Here is a 22,777-nt window from a genome sequence, read left to right on the forward strand (position 1 = left end):
ATTGATTTTCCTTTAACTGCTATTCAAAAAGAAACAAATTTTGAATTAATCCATTTTTTTGCTTATTCAGTAGCGCAATTTTCTGAGATTGAGTTTCTATTCCTTCAGATAACGAACTTAAGCAATCGATAATTTTTTTCTGCTCTTCCAAAGTTGGAGGAATATAAGCTTGAATTTTTTTGATAATGACCTTTGATAAGCTAGGAACACCTCCAGCTTCGTTGTGATTAAGCCAATTAACATTCTCAAAAAGATGAAATACAAACTTTGGTAAACAATCTTTAAATGAATGCGTATAAAAAAGTGTATCCACTGTCCAAAACTTTCCTGTAAGAAAAATTGGTTTATTAATAGTCCCTTTCCTACCAATACACGCACTTTCTCCATCGTATAGATAGTCATTAATAGAAAGCATATACCCACCAGAACCATATACAGGTACCTTTCCACTACCAAGGTTTTTGTAATCTTTACCACTTCCTATTTCAAATAACTCAGCAAAATACTTTTGTTTCCAGTCACCATCTTTTTCAAATTTAGGGAAGCGTCGTTTTGGTATTGTTTCACCATCTTCGGGGAAAAGCTTTTGCATTAAACCGTCTTTATGCCTTTTTAAACTTTTAAGCTTTTTAGTTTCAGCATTAATAAGCTCATCTATTGACTTGATACAGTCTGCAATTTTTTTTTGTTCAACTGAACAAGGAAAAAAAACAGGGAATTTTTTTATTGAAGATATATCCCCTCTAGGCATTTTCACGCCTTTAGCTGTTGCCATTACATAGCTAATAAAATATTCATTTTTAAGAACACATGATAAAAATTCATTCGATATTTTATTAACTGCCCTAATAACAATTACATCATTTGATGCAGCTCCGCCATGCTCTGCTAGCCAAACTTTTTTCAGATAAGGTCTTATATTAGATACTAAAATATCTCCTTTTTTGTAACTGGTAAAACTGCCTGAAGGAGGCAGCTTTGTTGCATATCCTACACCAGCGAAATTTGGTAATAAATTTTCTGTACTTACATATGTATCAATATGGAGATCTTCTGCCGAAACTTTATCTTTTACAAATACAGCAATTTCTGAGTCACCTAATTTTTTTGAATCCCAATGTTTTTTATCGATAAACTCAGGAAATCTATAATCGGGGATTAACTTCGCTTGATTTTCTTTACTCATACGCAGCCAGCCCTGATATTTCACGATTATGTGCCAATTTTTTAAGATATGGTACTAACTCAATCATTAGTGCTTTTTCTGCTTTACCACGAGCTTTCCAACCAAGTTCAAGCGGAGCAAATAAATCACTCAGTTTTTCGCCATCAAAAATCATTCTTGCCATAATGGTATCTACAAAGTTTTGCAGTGCTTCTTTTGTTAATCCATGTTTAATTGCCATTGCTGTTAAATCTTCAGTATTTTTTGCATTTTTAAATTCTTGAAAACCTATATGTATATCGTTAACACTTAAGCTTGTACCTGCAGGTAGATCATTGATATATGATATAAAATCATCTCTTTCTTCCATGAAATTAGAATTAGAGCAAATTAAATCAATGACTTCTTGTCTTGTCATGTTCTGCTTAGTGTTTGCTTGAGTCGAATTAGAGAGCAGTTGAATGATATAGTCATAGTCAATGAGCGCTGAGTTAAAAAGTACAAACTCAAAATCAAGCTGCTCAACTTCATTGTTTTCTTCGTTAGTATTGCCTTGTTTACGCTTTAATTCTTGAGCAGTCTCTAGATAAGAGCCCTTAAAACCACGCAGTGTTTCTTTTGGTAAAAGCTCTTCGACTACTTCTTGATGGTGAACACTGAGATCTGTGTATTGATCTAGTTTAGTTTTAAGTTTTTGCACTTCTTTAAAATGATTAATAAATTCCGTTTTAGCTGAGTCACCTTTCAAATTAACCACTTCGGCAGGAGAGCATTCAAGCCCTTTGTTTTTCATAAAGCTCTGCAAGGTTTCTACAGCTTCTTTATATTTTTCTACCACTACTGGAGCTGGGTCGACTAACCAGATCTCTTTATCGGTTTCATCATCCTTACCAGAAAATAACGAAATGGCTTCATTAACAGCATCTTCTTGAGCTCTAAAATCCAGAATATTTCCCCATGGCTTTGTGTCATTAAGGACTCGATTTGTGCGGGAAAAAGCTTGTATTAAACCGTGAAACCTCATTTTTTTATCAACATATAAGGTGTTGAGATATTTAGAATCAAACCCTGTAAGCAACATATCGACCACAATGACAATATCAATCTTGTTTTTATGTGGGTAGTCTACATTATTGTACTGTTGATCCTTGATCCGCTGTTGTATGTCTTGATAATAAAGATCAAATTCATTAATGCTGTGATTAGTACCAAATTGTTGATTATAGTCATCAATAATAGTTATTAGCGCCGCTTTCTTCGCTTCTGGTTCAACTTTATTGTCTTCTTTCTCTTGCTCTAAATCATCTTGTAATTGCTTTATGTCTTTAACATTTTTATCGCTACCATTTTGTTGTGATAGTGCTTTTGCTGGCGGAGAGAATACGCAAACTATATTTAATGATTTATAGGACTTATCTTGACACTGAAGTTCTTCTTGTATTTCTTTGAACTTGCCTACATATTCAATAGCATCATTGATAGATGCTGTTGCCAAAATAGCGTTAAAACGTCTGTCATATGTTGCTTGATCATGTTTGTCAATAATTGCTCTAACTACGGCTTCTTTAGGTGGCTTAGTTTTTTTGACCGATTTTTGATTTTTGTCTTCTTCACCACTACTTTTGCCATAATAATCAATGTGAAAACTTAAGACATTACGGTCTTCAATTGCGTCAGCAATAGTGTATTGATGTAATTCTTGGTTAAAAACATGTTCAGTCGTTACATTAGTACCAATCGTTCCATCAATTTTTTTATAAGATGAATTTTTGTCAAAAATTGGTGTACCAGTAAAACCGAAGAGTTGAGCATTTGGGAAAAACTCTTTTATTGCTTCGTGGTTGTCGCCAAACTGTGAACGATGGCATTCATCGAAGATGATTACAATGCGTTTTTCCCTAAGTGAATCTAAACGTTCTTTATAGGTTTGCTTCCCCTTTTCTCGATGCTGCAGTGCTCTTTTGTTGTTCTCATCTAAAGCAAGTCCAAGCTTTTGAATGGTGGTTACAATGACTTTGTCCGCTTTATCTTCAGAAAGCAGTCTTCGAACCAATGTTTCTGTATTAGTGTTTTCCTCTACACAACCTTCTTGAAATTTATTGAACTCTTCTCTTGTCTGGCGATCCAAATCTTTACGGTCAACAACAAATAAACACTTTTCAATATCTGGATTATCTTTTAATAATGTTGATGCTTTAAAAGAAGTTAGAGTTTTCCCACTGCCCGTTGTATGCCAAATAAAACCGTTACCACGATTTTCATGGATACTATCTACAATCGCCTTAACTGCATAAATTTGATAAGGTCGCATGATTATCAGTTTCTGCTCGCATGCGACTAATACCATATATCGGCTAATCATTTGTCCTAATGTGCACTTCGCTAAAAACTTCTTTGCAAATTTATGCAAATCAGCAATTTTATTATTGCCTTCATCCGCTAGTTGATAAATAGGTAAAAAACGCTCGTCAGCATTGAAGCTGAAATGCTTAGCATGGTTGTTCGCAAAATAAAATGTATTGTATTCATTGCTTACGATGAATAACTGCATGAAACAAAGCAATGTATTGGTGTAGCCATTCCCTACATCGTTTTTATATTCAACAATCTGCTCCATTGCTCTACGTGTAACAATTTCATGATCTTTAAGCTCGATTTGTACAACCGGAACACCATTGATCAAAATAATTACATCGTAACGATGAAAGCTATTTTCTGTGTTGATACGAAGTTGATTGATCACTTCGAACTCATTTTTACACCAATCTCTAATATTTACTAAGGTGTAATATAAAGGCGTACCATCTTCACGTTGAAAGTAGTTTTCTTCACGAAGAGTTTTTGATGCTCTATATACATCTGCAGTGATGATGTCTTCTTTTAATCTTGAGAATTCAGAGTCAGTAAGTCTTACACGATTAAGCGCTTCAAATTTTTCTCGGAAGTTTTTTTCTAAAGAAGCTCTATCCTTAATATCTCTACGGTATATGTATTTCAGATCTTCAAGCTTACCGATGAAGTTTTTCTCAATATTTTTTTCTATCGCCATTCACTCATTCCAAAGTAGAAGAAAGATCGTTTCCTTTAGCTCGTTTTTTCATATCTAGAACAGAGCTCGGAAGTAGTGTGCCTAACTGTTTTTTCAGCTGCACACCTTTTGTTTTTCAATCCAATGATCTAGGTCAGACATTTTGAATCGCCAACTGCCACCGACTTTAAAACCGGGTAATTTTTTGTTCGCAGCTAATCGATAGGCTGTTTTTTCAGTCAATACTAGATATTCTGCTACTTCTTTAAGGGTCAGTATTCTTTCGTTCATCGTTTTTCTCTAACAATGCCTAATAGGAGAATATGGGAAAATTGAGGAATTAACAAGAAAGAAAAATCCCCTTCTTTTTGAGTGCTTAAAATGAATACGTTTTGTATTATTTTTGATTTTTAACCATAAAGCTATCAAGATGTTAACGAAATATCGGTTTATCGAAAGGGATTTTAGATATGAAGAGCAGTCTTCAATGTGTGGCATACGAAAAAATTAGAAATTTTGCTTCGAAAATTAACCTAGAAGAATATCTTATACAAGACTCTAAAAATGGCTCTGAATTTAAAAACTTTGACAGTCTCACTATTTTTTCGCTTTATCATAACAGGCTTGATAAAGAAAATGTAAACGGTGTAGAGCTTGCTTTAGGCTTTAGTAATATCTGTAATTACTATAAGCATACCAATCAAAATCTAACAACTTGGTATGACAGAATAAATGCATTGCTAAAAAACAGTGCAAAACAGAAATCACCAAATTTTTGGGATCGTCTAGCTATAGTTAGTGAATCGGAACTAGAAATAGCTATCGACAACCTTAGTCTCTTATTGAATGAAAAGGATGAAGCTGTTATCCCAATAGAAGATCCTAAAACAATGTCTTCCATTTTGGAAAGAAGAGGTCAAAAAGCTTTTCGAAATAACCTATTAGCCAGTTATGGTGAACATTGTGCTATTTCGCAATGTTCAGATGACGCTGTACTTGAGGCTGCACATATTATTCCATACTCAGAAAATCAAAACTATGATTTGTGGAACGGAGTAATTTTAAGGGCAGATATTCACACGCTTTTTGATCTATATCTGATTTCTATAGATCCTGAATCTGCACGTATTCATGTATCACCCACTCTTTCTGTGCAATATCAATATCTAAATGGTAAATCAATGAATTTCCCTAGTGATATTGATCCAATAAAGCTAGCACAAAGTCTCGCTCAACATTTTCGAATCTTTTCAAAACATAACTTGAAGTAATCTATATGGATTGGTTAACATTTTTAAATTTAGTCGTTGGGATTGCAGCAGGCATAGTTGCTATAAAACCAGCACTAGACAAATTATACAAAAAATACAAGAAAACGGATGAAGGTAGCGAAGAGCAATGCGTAGCTGGTCGATTTATCCAATTATTTGAATCACATGGAGTTCACCGTAACCAAATTCCATATTTTTTTGATCATGGACTTAAGCTAATTGATTGTTCTTCAAAAGAGAAGTTATTACCCAAGTTAACTAATGAAATCCTAAAAGATGCTGCAGAATTGTTTGCAATAAAGGTTGACTGGCTTCAAGGGGCTTCAGAACAGGTTTACAGCACTCATAATTTTTATAAACAACCTGAGGCATGCATTAAACTTATTAAAACCTTAAACCAAAAACAAACAACTAAACATGGTTACTTAGCTATACCTGACACAACCTCGAATAGAAATGCCCTCGATGCAGCAATTATCATTTGTGAAGAAATTGGAACAATTGGTGATAAGGCAATAGAAAGGCTGTATATTTTAGGTGGGTGGACTTTTGAATACTGGAGGTGCCGAGGCTATTTAACATCTTGCGCTTCACTATTTCTTGATTCTAATATATGGCTACATGGGCGTACATGTGAAAAAGAATGGCTGCAAGATTTTGCGCAAGGAAATTTACTTCCTCTATACAATTTTTCAAACAAGGGTTATAAGTTCAACTCCACTAAAAACTGGTATGTTGATGAATTTATTGAAACCCCATCCATATACCTCAAAGGTATTGACCCAGAGGAAAATAACTTCGGTTACAGAGCAGCTCTAGGTCTTTGGCTAGAATTAGAATCCAAAGGCTATATTCCATTGAGAAAATTCAGTAATCCTGCTCAAGCTAGACAAGCTTTTATAGAATATTCTGACTTTTAACCCGTTACTTCGGTAAATAGCTATAAATGTTCGAAGCCACCTTTATAATCACTCATGCTTTTAGCCAATGCTATCTTCTTTAAACTAGGCGTAGCTTCAGCTGCTACGCCTAGCCTTTCCAACTCTTCAGCAAATTGCTCTCGCCATATTTGTGGTAATCCTTTTCTGACATGCAAGCGTCTGCCATCAAATCCTAGGTTTTTGATGGTTAGGTGTACGTGTGGGCTGTCGGTATCAGTGTGTAGCGCAAAAACATATTGGTGGTTTTCTGAGAAGGTTTTTTTAGCAAAGGATCGTACCGCTTGTTTAACATATTTGGGTTCAGTGCCATTGGGCATAGATAACACAAGGTGTGTACTGTGCCGGGTACGCCGTTGCTGTTGAAAGTCAGAGTCGTTCCAATCTTTGGCTAGTTGATGAATTGCTTGTTGTTCTTGATAAACAAAGCTTGTTTCGTCTTCTAACTCCAGCTTTCCGTTACGGCTAATATAATCAAAATGGTTAGCCGTGTGGCAACTGCTATAACCAAAGCCGCTAACTTTAACCATCACTTCTGGCGGCTTTTTAGAATGACGATGGCCTGCTTTGACGCGATTGGACTTGGTTCTAACATCACCACTCAGTAATCCCGATATAGAATCATTACTCATTGTTCAGATCCCATCTTTTACTGTTTTGGTTAATAAGGGTATTGACCATCGCTTTATGTTCATTGATTTTGTTATCCAACACTTCAATCATTTCTCTGGTGATTTTGTCACTATGTCGAAAGTCGATATTAAGCACTCTTGCTATTTGGTTTAAGTTTCGGCCTACAGCGGCTAATTGTCGGTTTGATTCTCTAAGCGCTTTAATTTCTTCTTTGGTTAGCACTGGTGAGCGAGTCAGATTTGATTGAACACAAGCAGTTACCCAGCTGGTACGGTGAATATAACCTTCTTGCTGAGCCTGAGTAGTGAGTTTTTGCATATCGTGATCAGATAAACGAATGGTAACTTTATTGCTTTTGGCATGATTGAATTCATCATTACAAGCTATGTCAGGAAGGACTTGATTGATCATCATGCGAACCATTCCTGATTCAGTCATACCGTTTAGATGACAGAAGTGTTGCCACTTCTCTTTGTCTTCATGATCCAAGCTGGTTTTTACTGTGTGCTTTACCATAGTTAACTCCCCTGCTCTTTAGCTACTACAAATCTGTTATTTCATCTTTTTCCTATGATTACCAGTGCCTGAGTTGGAGTGAGAGTAATATAGTTTTGAATTGCGACTAAAGGTACAACTTGCTGGCAACAATAGGACTATTTGCCAGCAGATATGGGTTTGATTGCTGGCAAGTTGCGAATCCTGCATTAGTTAATTAAGCGTTGTTTTTACTTCAAAGTTTATTGAGCAATTTAAGTGTTCATCCGATAAAAGCAAACACCGATATAAACTTGTGAAGGTCGCCAATAGAGGTTATAAGACTAGAGTCATCATATCTGGAAAATTGACTATGCACCTCAAACTTAGTTCACTTTTTTTAGTTACATTTGCAATTACAGCTAATGCTAGCCCCAAAGATTACCAGCAAGTTATGATGGATGAACAAGCCTCTCTACTTGATTTAACGGTCGCTTTAGCTGAGCTGAGCTTTAATCAACAAATGAACTTAAGAAACAGCAATAAAACTCCCACTATTTATCTTGACGATTCTGATGTGATCCAATGGAAAAATAAAAAGGGGCATAAGTTAGATAAACAACTAAGGGTTATTAAGGACTATTATGCTACCCCTCAATATTCTGTAGATTTTCTATTCGATAAAGGACTCTTTAGCGTTGAAGAGCGACTATCAAATTATCAATTCGACTTCTATGCTGACCAATTTCCCAAGTTGTCACAACACAATCTCAATATTATGTGTAAGCACCATCTAAAGGATATCGAGTTTTTTACTCCTCAACTAGTTACACATCAGGGGTATGTGACTAGCACGAGTAAAAGGCTATTTAAAAAATATAATCAGCTACAGTTGTTCTTCCTACCATTAAGGGACACTATTCATAAAGTTACGATAGATATTGGTGAGCTATCGCTTGATCCTAATAAGCCTTCCGTTTCGTGCAGCACTGCAGGTAGAGAAAGACCTAATCAAAAAATCATGTATTCAAGTACTGGACAATTTGTTACTTAAATAGAAAACAAATTGCTGCTTATTCAAGCTTTAGAAAGCAAATAAAGGCTAGAATCTCCATTAAGTGCATCAAATCTAGACCGAATTTAGAGACTTGAATACAAAAATAGTCATTATTTCATTTTGAGGATTTAATTTGTCACAACACGACTTTCGAACTAAGGCATTGGCTATCGCAGAGCAGCGCCTACCTGACTTAATAAACAAAGAGGATAGTCTTGTTGAGATCAGTGGTGAGAAAAAAACAACCATTAAGAATTGGCTCTATTCTGACAAACGACCACCAAGAGGAAAGAGACTAACAATTGCAGATCGTTTTGGTGTCGACGTTTCTTACTTGTTTGATAATGCTCCCTACAGTTTGCCTCTTACCAAATTCGACGAATCGCTTAACTGCTACTTTGTACCTGAACTTAAGCTCTCACAGATTACAGCCTTATCTGAAAACGCCCCACTCCCAGTATCGGCTAGAGTCACCATAAGCCTACCTGACTTCATTTTGGAGAACATACAATCGGTTGAACATACCTATTGCGTTGTTTCAAGCGGTATTGATTACGAGCCATTTATCACTGCAACCGACACCATTTTCTTTAATACCACAGCAAAAAGGATTAAAGGTAACTTCTATATTTTGGTTGGTTCTGATACTGCGATTGTAAGAATGGAGAGTGATGGAACGTTGAAGTGCAACCAAGGTAAATCTGTCTCACTAACCACTAATGACAAAATCATACCGATTGTCATTACCTTGTCTTCAGGTTTTGCTAACCATGTTAGATAAGCTCTTTGGTAAAACTCAAGATGACCATTGGAAATTTATTTATCCAATCGCTTTCACTATTTTCTTAACTTCAACCACTTTCTTCTTTTTTGATTACCGAACCATAGATGTCTTTGGCTACCCATTACATTTATCAGTCGGGTTACTCTTTTTCCCTGTCACCTTCAGCTTGTCTAACCTAATGCAGTATCGTTACGGTGTATTGTTTGCCAACACAGCCGTTAGATACGGATTCTTAGGTGATCTATTGTTTGTAATGCTGGCGTGGCTACTAAGCCATATTGGAGAACGACAAGATTACTTGAGTGTTTATAATCAAATTCCAACCATTATGGCCATGACTTTCTTTTTCGTTTGGCTCAGTAACGGTATTAATTTCAAACTATTCTCAATTATGGACGGCAAAGTACCGCCCTTCTTCAGCTTCTTCGCAGCTTGCTTAGTCGCAGAATGCAGCGTCAGTTTTATCTCAATTCCAATGATGATGTATAAGAACCACCTCAACTCAAACGAAATGCTCTCCATCGGGTTTATTGTTGGATACAAGGTGCTGGCTACTTTGATTCTTTCTACGGTTATCTCTGTGAAAATCTCAGTAAATGATTTGGATCGTATTTCTCATGAAGAAGCCAAAACATAATAAATAACATTAAATAGTTATTGTTTATCGATAACTTTATTGTTAATTTATTGTGAACCTGTTGATTTCTTTTTAAGGATATTTTCCATGCTTTCACGGATGATTAAGCTGTTCCCTTTATGCTTCATGATGTTTATATCTGCTTGCCAAAGCGTTAAAGTAACTGAGCAACAATTTTTGTTTCCAGACAATCCAGTTACTCAAGAAGCATTAGATGACCGAGGCAAGCAGCAAATATTAGTTCCTTTGAGACTAATGTCTGATGGTACACAGCTAGGTGGAATTGCTGTTGTTCAGCCAAATGCTCAATTCACAACACTGTATTTTGGTGGTAATCAAAGTCGAATAAATCAGCAAGGAAAATCAGTGGTCGAACACTTAACTGGTTTCGAGAACAATCTTGTCGTTTTTGATCATCGAGGCTATGGCCTCAGTTCGGGAAAGCCGAAAATTAGTAATCTGAAGACTGATGCTGTTGCTATTTTCGATTACATAAAGACACATCCAGAATTCGGTAATAAGCCAATAATTGTACATGGATTATCTTTGGGCAGCATGATTGCAGCAGAACTCGCTAACAATCGAAATATTGATGGATTAATTTTAGAAGGTTCAGCAACAACAGTTTCAGATATGTTTGATGAAAACATACCTTGGATCATCAAACCTTTTTTATCTATAGAATTAGATGAAAAATTGTCTGCAATTGATAATGCTAAAATTCTTGCAAGCCGCAGTATGCCCTTGATGGTAATTGTTGGCGAAAAAGATTATCAAACACCAGTAGCCTTATCTGAAAAACTCTTTGAAGCTTCTAGCTCTCAAAATAAAGAATTAGTAATTGTAGGAGGTAAAGGCCACGGAAATGCAACGGACTCAGAACAGTTTAAAGATTCCTTTGCTAAGTTCGTGAAAACCGTTGTTCAGCGCAAGGAGTAAGCTTTGAAAAGAATAAAATCGTTAAGTGCAGGAATTTTACTTCTATTAGTCTTTTGCTTATTAGCACAGATTATTACTGTCGCATCTGTTTTTAATACAGAAAATGAAATTTCACTCAATTTAGATAACGGCATGAGTGCTTGGGTTGGTGTTTTACTAACTGAACATTTTCAAGAGGTAGGCAAGCAGATCGAACAAGTTGGACTATCGGCAATCAAATGGTTGTCTCTGCCCAATTTGGCTTTAACGCTATTAATAAACTTTTTTCTTATTCGGCTATTTTGGCTTTACTATAACGGAGTGATTTTTGCTCGAAGCAATACAAATTACATTCGTTGGATTGGGTGGACTGTAATCGCCAAAGTGTTCGTAACTGTATTTTATCCTTTTACACTTCTTATTGTGCTATCGCAATTATATCCAGATGCAGAAATCACCAAAATAATCAGAATCAACGATGAGAATATAACGGCTTTCCTTATTGGATGTATTATCACAGTCATAGGTCATGTAATGAGTATTGGGCAATCTCTGAAAGAAGAACAAGAGTTAACAATTTAATGGCAATTAGAATTGATCTTGATGTTCAGTTGGCAATAAAAAAAATGAAATCTGCTGAACTGGCAAAATTAGTCGGAATAACTCCACAGAACTTATCTGTTCTTAGAGCTGGAAGAGCGAAAGCCATTCGCTTTTCTACTCTTAACGAGATTTGTAAGCACTTAGGTTGCCAGCCCGGTGATATTCTTGTTTACGAAGAAAGTACTCAAGACGATGACTAGCTAGGTTTTCAGAGAGAATTCCGAGGAATATCCACCATCAACCACAATATTCTGTCCTGTTATAAAGTCGTTTTTCATCAGCATTTCAATAACTGAGAACACATCAGCATCTTGCCCACAATCTCCCGTGAGATAGGTTTGGCTGTAATCAGGTAATGTGCCTTTGTGTTTAGCTCTAATCATTGGTGTATCAATACTGGCTGGTGATATAGCATTTACAAGAAGTTGTGGTGCGTTTTCAACTGCTGCAACCTTGGTTAGATTTATTACCGCCGCCTTTGCTGCACTGTAAGCTGCCATATTTTTTGCACCAAAGTTGGCGGTAACGCTGGCAATATTGATGATCCGTCTTCGTTTGTTTTCACTAGCTTGAACGATCTTGATTTGATTGGTTAATGAGTTGAATAATGGGCTAAACACATCATTAAAAGACTCTTGATATTCTTTCAATGTAAACTCTGCTAACGGCTTACGAACAGCAGCTACGCCAGCGCAGTTTATTCCTATATCAAAGTCCCCTATTTCTGAATATGCGCTTTCAGTAACAGGTGCTAGCCTGAGATCACACCTTTTCTGTTTGATTTCATTGGCTAAAATGTTATTTACTCTAATATCAAGCCCATAAACCTCGTGACCTAAAAGATGAAGTTGTTGAGCCGTATAAAAGCCTATGCCGCTAGCATGTCCCGTAACAATTACTTTCATTTTAATGATGCACTCCGAATAACGGATATATATCAACAAGGTAGCACACTGCACATAAAAGCATCAAAAATATGGCAGCAACGGTTACACAATTATTCAGCTTACGACTCTTTAGACTTTTTAATTACCGAAGCAGATCCACAAAGGTTTTCAGGTACAGACGCAGAATTGATCAAGCTATTACAGATACTTTATAGAAATCTGCAGCAGAAACCTCAAAAGATGATGGTTGGGGATAAGTTCTTATTACACTACCCAAACGGTGAGCAAACCTTGGTGGATTTTCATGAGCTGTTTGAGCATATTCAGCGATGTAAGAACACCGCTGAAGCACTGGAGATACTGAAGCAGGTTATTTAACACTATTCGACATTTTATCAATATGTTTAAGGACAACCCAAGGGTCAGTTTGGTCAAACAAGTGAGATGCGTATTTCATTGTCTCAGAAGAAACATTCTTGCTAATCTTTTTCAATTTCTCCTGTCCTCGATTCCATGAATCGGTATAAATATCGATATCCTTGTAAGCCATTCCTGTGGTTCTTAAAGATACGTGTGGGATCCCTCTCGATAAAACAATAACAGGAGTATTTGGATCAATTCGATAAATATCAGACTGACTCGAAGCCTCTGCAAAGTCCTCAAATGAATTGGTTGTTTTCTCCCAATCCATAATCCACTCCATTGTCATCCAAGCACTTTTGGACATTTTTGATTTCATGTCTGAATACCAAGATTCATGTACTGCATCAACAAAAATGATTCCATTAACTTTTTCAGGATTTCGTTTCGTATAAGCTCTCGCAATTAGACCGCCAAAGGAATGTGGAACTAAAATGAGTTTTTTAAAACCAACTTTATTTACAAAACCTTCCATTTCAACCACAAGTTCGGATAATTTCCTTACTCTTTTATTGTGGAATGTACTTTGTCCGCTACCAGCTCTATCAAAGATGCACAGTTTGTAATTTTTAGGTTTTGAGTTGTGAAATGTATTTTTATAAGTTCCGTGAGCATCTAAGCCCATACCAGCAATCATCAAAACTGTCAGTTCACCTTGTCCTTTACATAGATACGCTATTTTACTGCCGTCGACTTCGACAAAACTGTATTTGTGTTCATCTGCAACAGAGTAAAAGCTAAAGCTCAATAGAAAAATTAATAACTTTCTCATTTAGTTACACATCCATTTGCGTTTAAGAGACAACAAAATATCATCAATTTATTTTCATTAACTCAAAGCATTTAAACTAGTTAAAAGAGCAACGTAGAAATATTTTTACATATCAAATCTCGCATCTTCATTTACCGTAAATTAATTCTATTGAAATTGAATGAGCCCTGACAGAAAACCAATTATCTTTTCCATACAATTCAATAACTAATCCTAAATATCACCTATTTTTAACCAGAACACTACAAACCCGAGATGCAAGCAAGATTCTTTCGTGATACTTCTATTGTAAATTTAGAAGGATTATTAAACATTCTTAGTCCAATTCGGAGATGTCTAAAATGCGTACTGCCTACACTCAAGATATTATCGATGCTCTAGAGCAACTTAAAATTCAGCGTCAACTGCAACAAGAAGTACTACAAGTTTGGTATACCAAAGCTGATTTATGTAAGCACTTTGGGATAACCTACAACACGCTCAAACGCTGGGAAAAGCACAAAAACTTCCCTTTGTTGGAGCTAAAAGACCTATGTACTGGTCGCTACGATATTCGGAAAATCGAACGATTTCTTCATAAAATGCAAATCAAGCAATAGCACTTACTTCCTCTAATCAGAAATGTGAAGGAGTAAGCCATGCAGCCAGAGTTTCATGCCGAAGTGATGCGTCGATTTGAACGAGATTTCGATTTCAAAAATCAAAACGACAGCTTCCTACAACAAGGCATTTGCCCAAGGTGTAATCATCGAGAGCTCTATACCTACAAACATAAACCTTGGGTTCTTCGATGTGGACGGTTAAACAACTGTGGCAACGAACTTCATCTAAAAGAGGTTTACCCTGACTTATTTGATTCTTGGAGTGACCGATTTCCTAGTAAGCAAGATCCATCAACGGGTTTACTCACCAATCCCAATTCTGCGGCAGACGCTTACTTACAACTTGGTCGAGGTTTAAAAACTTCTCTGATTAAAGGCTGGTATCAACAAGGCTCTTACTATTGCGGCAAACGTCAAATTGGTACGGCAACCATCAAATTCACATTAAGCAACGGCACAACTTGGGAGCGATTTATCGATAAGCCTGATCGCTTTGGGCAAATGAAAGCTTATTTCTCTGGTAAGTATCAAGGCCATTGGTGGCAACCACCTAATTTTGATATTAACTCGCTTGCTGAAACCAATGAACTGTGGCTAACGGAAGGTATTTTTGATGCGCTATCACTGCTTCAAATCGGTATACCTGCCGTGAGTTTGATGAGCTGTAATAACTTTCCTGAGCACGATCTTAGAGAACTTAGAAAGAAGCTATCAGACCGACAAGCACCAACATTGGTATTTGCTTTTGACAGAGGTAAAGCTGGTGAATCTTTTGCTTTGAAATTTATTAAACGAGCTAAACAACTCGGTTGGCAAGCTACAGCTGCCCTCCCTCCTGAAAGTAAAGCCAAGCTGGATTGGAATGATTTACTGCAACGGGAACGCTTGAGCTTAGATGATTTACAAGACTATCGATATAACGGGCAACTGCTAACGGCTCCTGACGCAAAGACCAAAGGCATCTTGATGTACCAAAAAACAGGACAACATGAATTTCCGTTCGAATTTAGGCTTTCAATGTATTGGTTTAAGTTTCACTCTGACAAATTCAATAAAATTGAAAATACACAAGATGATCCAACGCAAGCATTACAAGAAGCTTCAAGCGTCCAATTACTTTGCCTTTGCTATCCTCATGCGTTGTATTTTCAGGACAGCCCTAATGCCGATGAATGCTGGTACTACTTTCAAATAGATTTCCCACATGGACTTATGGTAAAAAAAACATTTACTGGTGCTCAGATCAGCTCTAGCAATGAATTTAAAAAACGTTTATCCAGTATTGGTGGTGGTGCCATTTTTGAAGGCTCGACGCTGCAACTTAATCGTTGGTTTAGGGAGCATCTTTACAGCATCAAACAAGTTAAAGTTATCGATTTTGTAGGCTACAGCAAAGAGCACAAATCCTATGTATTCAATAATATTGCTGTGCAAAACGGTGTGCTTTATCAAATCAATGAAGAAGACTATTTTGAGGTTAAACAGCATTGCATCAAAAGCCTTAATCCAGCACAAATCAAACCCAATTATGATCTCACCAAATTTAAACCTGATTTCTTTCAATACTTCTATGAGGCGTTCTCAGCCAAAGGAGTTGTGATCCTTGCCTACTGGCTGGGCAGTTACTTTGCAGAGCAATGTCGTGATATTTTTGATTCATACCCTTTTCTTGAATTAATCGGTGAACCCGGTTCAGGTAAATCAACATTACTGGAGTTCTTGTGGAAATTGTCAGGTCGAACTAATTATGAAGGTTTTGACCCAGTTAAATCCACACCAGCTGGGATCAGCCGCAATCTTGCTCAAGTGGCTAACTTACCTGTTGTATTTATTGAAGCCGATCATGGTGATAATGCTGCCCGTAGTAGCTTTGATTGGGATCAATTCAAGACGGCTTACAATGGTAGACCTATCCGTTCAATAGGCATCAAAAACAACCAAAACGATACCAAAGAACCTTTGTTTAGAGGCGCTTTGGTCATTAGTCAAAACAAAAGCATTGCAGCTGAAGAAGCCACATTAGAGCGGATCATTCATATCTTCAATAGCCGTAGTAATCACACTTCGCACTCTCGCGCAGCGGTTGATAAATTGAAGCAATACTCAATAGATGAGCTTTCTGGCTTTATGATTAAAGCGGTCGGCAAAGAACAAGAGATACTGTCTCTGCTTAAAAGTCGACAATTACAACACGAGCAATGGTTAAAGAAAGAACCTCAAATTAGAAAAGAGCGAATAATTCTAAATCATGCTCAGATCTGTTCACTGGTTGAGGCATTGGCTTTTGTCGTCGACATAACTCCTAGTCAAATTGCTCATGCTCACGAACTCATTAAATCTATGGCGATTGAACGTGAGCATACCTGTGGCACTGACAACCCGATTGTTCAAGAGTTTTGGGAAGTCTATGAATTTTTAGAAGGCGATAACGAGAAGATAGTAAATCACTCCAGAGATCCAAACTTCATTGCCATCAATCTCAACCAATTTGCTGAAGAAGCTACAGTCAGAAAGCAGAAACTTCCTCTATTAAGTGAACTTAAAGCCTTATTGAAGGATTGCAGAACTCATAAGTTCGTAGGTCGAAAGTCAGTAAACAGTGCTGTTAATGACAGGTTGAATAAGTCTCACCCTTCCCTTAGTAAACCCTCTACCGTTAAATGTTGGGTTTTCCAGTCAACTTCAAGATAATAGGAGCTAACCATGAATAAGTTAATGCGAGCAAGCAATTGGGCAAAGCGTGAATTTTGTAAAGACTCTATTCCTGATGGTATGACATTAAAGCGTTGGGTTGAACGTGGCGTCATTAAAGGTCGGATTGTTGATGGTAAAACTTATGTTTTTGATAGTGAGCATGCCGGGTTGGATACCGACGTTTCGGAAGTTGTTAAGAATTTATTGAGTGCATAATGGCTGCAAGACCTAGAAAAAAGAAAAACATCAATTTGCCTGAACATGTCTATTATGACCCTCGTCGGGGCTTTTACCGAATAAGGCTAATTGATGGTCGATTTCGTTCTCTTGGCAATGAGCGAGAAGTGGCTATATCTATCGCAAAAGAATATAACCGTATCGCTCGTCCCAAAGTCGCTATTGCCGTGGAAAGCTTACTTGAATCTGGTTATATGCCAGATGAAAAACCATTTAGCATTTATGTAGATTCACTGCTAACTCGAATTTTGCACGAAGAGCAACCATCTGCTCGTGTAGCTCAAGCAATGAGAAACGACGCAAAGAGAACAAAAGAGTTTTTCAAAAATATTCCGGGAGGTGATATCACGCTGCATCATGTGAATGACTATTTGAATGAACTTCATCCCGATGCCACAGCAGAGGTCACAAATCGTAAAGTAGGCTGGTTGAAGAAGATATTTTCCTACGCAATTGATGAAAGTCTTATGGAGTCAAACCCTGCGGCCTTAAAGAAAACCAAACGGCTAGACGCTAAGAAGAGGCAACGTCTAAAACAAGAATGGTATCAAGAGATCCACGCAGCTGCCCCACTTTGGCTGCAAACGGCAATGGACTTATCATTACAAACCACGCATGCAAGATTAGAGATCTCTAGAATTCGTTACAGCATCAAAGACTCAAGCAACAAAATCTGTGGCTGCTTATGGTTCAAAGAACCCGAATTTACACCCCTAGGAAAAATCTACGGTACTTTGTATATTCACCGTCAAAAAGTGGCAAAGAAAGAAGCCGCTAATGTAGCCATTCCTATTGGTGAAAGCCTCAAAGCAATCATTGAACGAAGCAGAGATAACCTCGTCAGTAACTATGTTGTCCACCGCCTACCAGATAAATGTCCAAGCGTTCTTGGCAAAGACGTATCTCATTTAACCCAACTCGCACCAAACTACATCAGTCGTACATTCTCGAAAGTACGTGACGAAGTCGGCTGCTGTAATCATTTACCTAAAGAACAACGCCCAACCTTCCACGAAATACGTGCCCTCGCCGCTCACCTTTTGGGAAGGCAAGGCATCGATCCGCAATCACGTATGGCGCACACAGATGCCAAGAGCACCAAGATTTATATGAAGAACCACATCGAATGGGTTGAAGTGCCGTATGCTGAGGTGAAGATTAGCTAAAATAGGCATCAATAATTTATCTTGTTAAAAGCAAAACGGCACTGCTTTATTGTATCGAGCCACGGAATTCCCTCCTTTTCACAAAATAAGGGACTTTTCCTTATATCACGAAATAATTAGCAGGTTAATTATTAGGCTAGCAAACCAAAACCTATTGATTTTATTTATTTAAGCAGATACCTTGCTACAAAATTAAATTTTAATTAGCTAGCGGTAGCGTGTCCGATAATATAAGGGCTTTCCGCATGATAAGCTGTTACTATTTTCTAGGGTCATACAGCATATGGCAAGCTCTAATAATCAATGAGCTACATTCTCGTTTATCTCTATTACATCAGAAATAAATATATACAAACTGTTCAACTGGGACAAATACTGTTTGGCTTTTGTCGCTACGCTCCAAAAATTTAGCCAAACACCACTTGCCCATTAACAGGGCGATATACATACAAAAAAGGAATTGGTGTGAACAGAATCATATATGATTTTTCATATGGCATAGGTTTAACTCATCTAGCGCAATTAGATGGACTCTCTTATGACACAGAGAGGATAATTTCTAGCGAAAGTTGGAATAATTGGATTGAGTACACCAAGCATAAGATTCTTTCCGATATGGTTTTATACGATGAAATTATCATTCCTTATCATGACGATAATCTTGTAGAGTTTTATAACCAATTAGATCCTGATATTCATGAAGTAGTAAAGTTACAAAAAATAAATGAAGACCCAAACGTATTAGGGGCATTTGACTCAAGCCGATTGTTTAAAGAAGGAGTTCTAAAGCATGCGATTGAGCTTAAGCCTTTGCTTTTACAGGGTTTAATTAGGGAATCTTTTGACTCTGAAGAAGATGATTTTGGGCTTATAGGACTAGCTGAACAAGTTGATGATATACCGGATCTTGAGTCATTCAATAACATCGTTCTAGATTTATTTGATTTCTTATTGGTTTCAGCAACGAAATCACCTACAGCTGCACTTAGCTGTATTAATAATCATGAACTAAGAATGTTTCTACAAGACTTCTTTGTTTCGCCTCTTTATTACGAAGGAAAAAGTTACTATAGCTTCGGAGAGGGGGAAAACCTGTTAATTGATACCATATCATGTGGTGCAAGCCCTATAATTACCGATGCATTTACTCATGCAATAAATAAGCTTTGGCTCCCATGTGCAGAAATAGACATCGCATTAAAATATTCGTCACCGATTAGATCAAACAGTATTACTGATCCCAAAAAATTGATTAACGGAGCGTATTCAAGCCATATAAACACCACAAACTTAAATAAAACCAACATAAATAACCACTTTAGAGAAGATGCAAATTCTTTGGTTTCAGCACAGTTATCAAAGCACCTAAATATATCACCCAATATTGTAAGCATTAAAGAAGCTTTAAAAGTAAGAAATCATTCTTCATGGAATAGCTATAAAAAACAGCTAAATTTGTATGAAGAAATGCTCAGAGGAGGTATTAACGAAAAAAGTATTGCTCTAGAAATCATAAACGATATAAATAAATCCAAAAAGCTGTTTAAAAAATCCAGCCAATATAAAAGCGCTGGAAATACAACCAGTTATATAAGTTTATCTGCTGGCACTATCGAATTTTTAATGGGGCTGCCACCATTAGTAAGTATTCCATTGTCTCTAATATCTATCGGATATAGTAAAGAAGCTGAAAAATTAAAAGAAAAAAACAATTGGATATTCTATGGGCTTGGAGAGTATTGAATGCAACAAGCGCGTTAATAATTACAACTAAATCTTGGCTTTTGTCACTTCGTGACTCTATTTAGCCAAGCTAAATTAGCCCGTTATCCGATGGGAGCCACTCATAATTTCGTTCTCTCATAGAAATTTGTAAATTTTGCGTATTAGTATAATGCCCAAACTCACCTAGTCTTTGAAAGAATAATGAGTTATGTGGGGATCTTTAGAAATTTTCGTTTCCTGGGCTTGTAATCATTGTGATGGAGTAAAAGTTTGAGAGTAAATCAAAATAATTTTTTAAGTATTGCGTACATCGTAATGATAAATAAAAGTGATGATAGCTTTACTTACTTTAATCATTATTCGTCAAGCTTGTTAAAGAAAATTGATATTTTTAGAAAAATTGCCGAATTACCTAAAGATCTATGTGAGCTTTTTTGCAAAAAAGAAGTATTGATACAGCATAGAATGACAGGTTTTTTTGATGGTTACAGAGTAATATTTTGTGGAGACCTTTCTGAGATAGAAGAGGTAGAAGCTGCAATAAAAGTTGTATTTTGGGATGGTCGAGATTTTCAAGACATAGATTTTCCTGAAGCAATTTACGTCTCTGGCTCTTTGAATGCGCTAGATGATATAGATTGCGTATGCTTGAATGATCTTAAGAAAGGTGTTTTTCTTTCCTATTTAAATAAGCTTTCTCCTAGATTTAATTTAGAGGAAAAGAATATTGTAACAGAATTAAAGGAAAACTACTTTAACGATAAGTCTAATGAATATATTGAAACTGATTACGAGCTGAATAGGTCAATATCTACTGAAGCTAATATTTTAGTTCTAAAGTCTACAAAACTAGATGTGAGTTATGAGGTGTTCAGATATGAGTGTAATGACGAAGATATTTTCCAGACAATAAACCTAATTAATTATATTAGAAACGAAATTGCTGACAATTTAAAACTAAATTTAGCACTACCAGCAATTCAGATAGTCTTATCGGACTTCTCTGCTAACCTTGACTTTCAAATAAATAAAAAAAATTATTCACAGAATGCCATAAAGAACACAGGAGTTGAAGATCCTAGGTCGCTAGAAAAGGCGATTAAGTTGGTTTTAAGAAATGGATTTGACGAAAGGACTGAAAAAAACAAATATTTTAATGAAGCATACAGCGAAAGGTTGCTTGTGGAAACATTAATTGGTTTGTATTCATGCTCCAGCGTAATTCCAAGTGCCAAGATTAATTTATCTAATAGCGACTTGTATGGTTTTCTTAAAGATATTGGCATTAATGATAGAAGAGATAATCAAAAAAGTTTAAAAAATAAATTCAAAAAATTTAGAGATTATATTAATAAAAAGACATCAGAATCATTCGAGTACTTGAATCAATGTCGACCTTCAGAAGTTAAAATAGTATCGAACTTACCAATTGAATGGTCTTCTCATAATGGACTTCCTCTTATGCTAGCGCATAATATCAGTCGTTTACCTGTTTCGCCAGGCTGGATAACAACCAAGTTATTGATAGATACTAAAAATATATTTATTGATATGGAAGCGTTTAGTGATATTTTAGTAATTAGCTCTTTTAAAGATGACGATTTAATAAAAGATCATCTTTATTCCAAACTTGAGGATTTTAATAATAACAAGCAGGCAACTCTTGGGACTCAAAGTGGTTTTGATGTACGAGCGAAATTGACTAGGCCTTCTACTTACAGAGAATTGGTTTCAGTTTTAAACGATTCCCATAGTCCAATGGTTGTATTTGATCTTCACGGTGGTCATCAAGAAAGCGACGAGGGTCTTATTTATTTAAAAAATGAAGCAGTATCTATCTATGAGCTAGTTCAAGATGCCAAAATTCCACCTATTGTGGTGCTTAGTTCTTGTGACACAAGTCCTATCGATAGAAATCATTTCTCTGTAGCCAACGGTTTTTTGTCAGGAGGGGCAAAAACAGTCCTTGCAAGCGCTTTGCCTATTTTGAGTAAGGAGGCTTCTACTTTTATTGCTCGCTTGATGATAAGGGTGAAAGAATTCTTACCAATTGTTATCAATAAAGAACAAAATAGCCTTCGATGGTCTACGTTTATGTCAGGTATGATAAGAAGGACATTCTATACTGAATTGATTGATTTTTTTGTATCGAAAGAAGTAATAGAATCAGAAAGAAAATATTATCTTATTAATAGATGCGGAATGATGGTAGACCCAATAAGCGAAAATTTTCATTCTGAAATTGTTTCGTTAATATCTAATGAAATTAGTGTTAGCCCAGAAGAAGTACAAAGGATTATTGATGATGAGTTGGTCCTTCCAGAATGTTTAAAATATCTTCAGTTAGGTAATCCGGAGCAAGTTGTTATAAGATCTCCACATGAAATCAAAAGGTCTTTATAGATCTACTATATCACTCACAATTGCAAAGCTTTTATCAGCACAACACAGTTTAAAATTTGCTGTTGTAGATCAACCATGAATCTTCCCTATTCATTGCTGTTTCTAGTTGTTTTAAAAGTTCCAGCAAAATTGCTAAATTTATTGGCTATTTTACACAATATAATCAGGCGCATTCTTAATCATCTGGTAAATCTGGTATAGCCTGATGCGCCTAATAAAACATCTAAGTCGGGCAATACAGTTGCTCAATTTAATTGACACTTCCTTATCATTATAAGGAGGTGTCTATGCCTAGATATAGTTATACACAGTTGATAAACTCCTGCTCTACTTCTTTTCATTTGCATTTGCCTTTGTGCATAT

Annotated in this window: 22 protein-coding genes; 15 read left to right on the forward strand and 7 right to left on the reverse strand. The window is 36.4% G+C overall.

Annotated features, from left to right (window positions below):
* Positions 1-19 precede the first annotated feature (19 nt).
* The 3 genes from AC1EU0_RS06885 to mads1 all read right to left on the reverse strand — a co-directional run bounded on the left by AC1EU0_RS06885 (position 20) and on the right by mads1 (position 4,484).
* Positions 20-1,186, reverse strand: a complete 1,167-nt coding sequence (locus tag AC1EU0_RS06885) for a restriction endonuclease subunit S (protein ID WP_480301456.1) — start codon at positions 1,184-1,186, stop codon at positions 20-22.
* Complete coding sequence (locus tag AC1EU0_RS06890; protein WP_480301458.1) at positions 1,179-4,214, reverse strand: type I restriction endonuclease subunit R; 3,036 nt, start codon at positions 4,212-4,214, stop codon at positions 1,179-1,181. The genes AC1EU0_RS06885 and AC1EU0_RS06890 overlap by 8 nt, the downstream gene beginning before the upstream one ends.
* 93 nt (positions 4,215-4,307) lie before the next feature.
* Entirely contained in the window at positions 4,308-4,484 is a 177-nt protein-coding gene (gene mads1 / locus AC1EU0_RS06895; RefSeq protein ID WP_480301460.1) for a methylation-associated defense system helix-turn-helix domain-containing protein MAD1, read from the reverse strand.
* A 179-nt stretch (positions 4,485-4,663) separates the two neighbouring features.
* Between mads1 and AC1EU0_RS06900 the strand changes: the two genes are divergently transcribed.
* Both AC1EU0_RS06900 and AC1EU0_RS06905 read left to right on the forward strand, forming a co-directional pair.
* A complete protein-coding gene (locus tag AC1EU0_RS06900; protein ID WP_480301462.1) occupies positions 4,664-5,464 on the forward strand; it encodes an HNH endonuclease in 801 nt (266 codons plus the stop codon).
* Positions 5,465-5,469: 5 nt separating this feature from the next.
* Positions 5,470-6,384: a hypothetical protein gene (locus tag AC1EU0_RS06905; RefSeq protein ID WP_480301464.1), complete on the forward strand. Its 915-nt coding sequence runs from the start codon at positions 5,470-5,472 to the stop codon at positions 6,382-6,384.
* A 20-nt stretch (positions 6,385-6,404) separates the two neighbouring features.
* Here AC1EU0_RS06905 and AC1EU0_RS06910 read toward each other — a convergent pair whose 3' ends face one another.
* Both AC1EU0_RS06910 and mobC read right to left on the reverse strand, forming a co-directional pair.
* The gene (locus AC1EU0_RS06910) at positions 6,405-7,034 is read right to left on the reverse strand and encodes a relaxase/mobilization nuclease domain-containing protein (protein ID WP_480301466.1); all 630 of its coding nucleotides are present in this window, start codon (positions 7,032-7,034) and stop codon (positions 6,405-6,407) included.
* Positions 7,027-7,551, reverse strand: coding sequence for a plasmid mobilization relaxosome protein MobC (gene mobC, locus AC1EU0_RS06915; protein ID WP_480301468.1), 525 nt, complete (start codon positions 7,549-7,551; stop codon positions 7,027-7,029). The genes AC1EU0_RS06910 and mobC overlap by 8 nt, the downstream gene beginning before the upstream one ends.
* Before the next feature lie 331 nt (positions 7,552-7,882).
* On the opposite strand from mobC, the gene AC1EU0_RS06920 reads away from it, so the two are divergent.
* The 6 genes from AC1EU0_RS06920 to AC1EU0_RS06945 all read left to right on the forward strand — a co-directional run bounded on the left by AC1EU0_RS06920 (position 7,883) and on the right by AC1EU0_RS06945 (position 11,708).
* Complete coding sequence (locus AC1EU0_RS06920) at positions 7,883-8,563, forward strand: hypothetical protein (protein ID WP_480301470.1); 681 nt, start codon at positions 7,883-7,885, stop codon at positions 8,561-8,563.
* A gap of 136 nt (positions 8,564-8,699) precedes the next feature.
* Positions 8,700-9,347 (forward strand): hypothetical protein, encoded by a 648-nt coding sequence (locus AC1EU0_RS06925; protein ID WP_480301472.1) that lies wholly within the window; start codon positions 8,700-8,702, stop codon positions 9,345-9,347.
* Complete coding sequence (locus AC1EU0_RS06930; protein WP_480301474.1) at positions 9,337-9,987, forward strand: VUT family protein; 651 nt, start codon at positions 9,337-9,339, stop codon at positions 9,985-9,987. Before AC1EU0_RS06925 ends, AC1EU0_RS06930 begins: the two co-directional genes overlap by 11 nt.
* A gap of 87 nt (positions 9,988-10,074) precedes the next feature.
* Positions 10,075-10,926 carry an alpha/beta hydrolase gene (locus AC1EU0_RS06935; RefSeq protein ID WP_480301476.1) on the forward strand — a complete coding sequence of 284 codons (852 nt, stop codon included), beginning with the start codon at positions 10,075-10,077 and terminating at the stop codon, positions 10,924-10,926.
* Positions 10,927-10,929: 3 nt separating this feature from the next.
* Complete coding sequence (locus AC1EU0_RS06940) at positions 10,930-11,487, forward strand: DUF2975 domain-containing protein (RefSeq protein ID WP_480301478.1); 558 nt, start codon at positions 10,930-10,932, stop codon at positions 11,485-11,487.
* Entirely contained in the window at positions 11,487-11,708 is a 222-nt protein-coding gene (locus AC1EU0_RS06945) for a helix-turn-helix domain-containing protein (protein ID WP_480301480.1), read from the forward strand. The genes AC1EU0_RS06940 and AC1EU0_RS06945 overlap by 1 nt, the downstream gene beginning before the upstream one ends.
* On the opposite strand, the gene AC1EU0_RS06950 is transcribed toward AC1EU0_RS06945, so the two are convergent.
* Positions 11,709-12,413: an SDR family NAD(P)-dependent oxidoreductase gene (locus AC1EU0_RS06950; RefSeq protein ID WP_480301482.1), complete on the reverse strand. Its 705-nt coding sequence runs from the start codon at positions 12,411-12,413 to the stop codon at positions 11,709-11,711.
* Here AC1EU0_RS06950 and AC1EU0_RS06955 point away from each other — a divergent pair.
* A complete protein-coding gene (locus AC1EU0_RS06955; RefSeq protein WP_480301484.1) occupies positions 12,390-12,773 on the forward strand; it encodes a hypothetical protein in 384 nt (127 codons plus the stop codon). The two genes, AC1EU0_RS06950 and AC1EU0_RS06955, sit on opposite strands and share 24 nt — an antisense overlap.
* Here the strand turns inward: AC1EU0_RS06955 and AC1EU0_RS06960 are convergent.
* Complete coding sequence (locus AC1EU0_RS06960) at positions 12,766-13,587, reverse strand: alpha/beta fold hydrolase (RefSeq protein WP_480301486.1); 822 nt, start codon at positions 13,585-13,587, stop codon at positions 12,766-12,768. The two genes, AC1EU0_RS06955 and AC1EU0_RS06960, sit on opposite strands and share 8 nt — an antisense overlap.
* Positions 13,588-13,928: 341 nt before the next feature.
* On the opposite strand from AC1EU0_RS06960, the gene AC1EU0_RS06965 reads away from it, so the two are divergent.
* The 6 genes from AC1EU0_RS06965 (at position 13,929) to AC1EU0_RS06990 (ending at position 22,414) form a co-directional block, all read left to right on the forward strand.
* A complete protein-coding gene (locus AC1EU0_RS06965; protein ID WP_480301488.1) occupies positions 13,929-14,186 on the forward strand; it encodes a hypothetical protein in 258 nt (85 codons plus the stop codon).
* A 39-nt stretch (positions 14,187-14,225) separates the two neighbouring features.
* Positions 14,226-16,880 carry a toprim domain-containing protein gene (locus AC1EU0_RS06970; RefSeq protein ID WP_480301490.1) on the forward strand — a complete coding sequence of 885 codons (2,655 nt, stop codon included), beginning with the start codon at positions 14,226-14,228 and terminating at the stop codon, positions 16,878-16,880.
* A gap of 12 nt (positions 16,881-16,892) precedes the next feature.
* Entirely contained in the window at positions 16,893-17,099 is a 207-nt protein-coding gene (locus tag AC1EU0_RS06975; protein ID WP_480301492.1) for a hypothetical protein, read from the forward strand.
* A complete protein-coding gene (locus AC1EU0_RS06980) occupies positions 17,099-18,286 on the forward strand; it encodes a recombinase (protein ID WP_480301493.1) in 1,188 nt (395 codons plus the stop codon). Before AC1EU0_RS06975 ends, AC1EU0_RS06980 begins: the two co-directional genes overlap by 1 nt.
* Before the next feature lie 465 nt (positions 18,287-18,751).
* Entirely contained in the window at positions 18,752-20,029 is a 1,278-nt protein-coding gene (locus tag AC1EU0_RS06985) for a hypothetical protein (RefSeq protein ID WP_480301494.1), read from the forward strand.
* A gap of 252 nt (positions 20,030-20,281) precedes the next feature.
* Complete coding sequence (locus AC1EU0_RS06990) at positions 20,282-22,414, forward strand: CHAT domain-containing protein (RefSeq protein WP_480301496.1); 2,133 nt, start codon at positions 20,282-20,284, stop codon at positions 22,412-22,414.
* Positions 22,415-22,777: the final 363 nt, after the last annotated feature.

Source organism: Parashewanella sp. 2210YD4-3, from assembly GCF_056591735.1.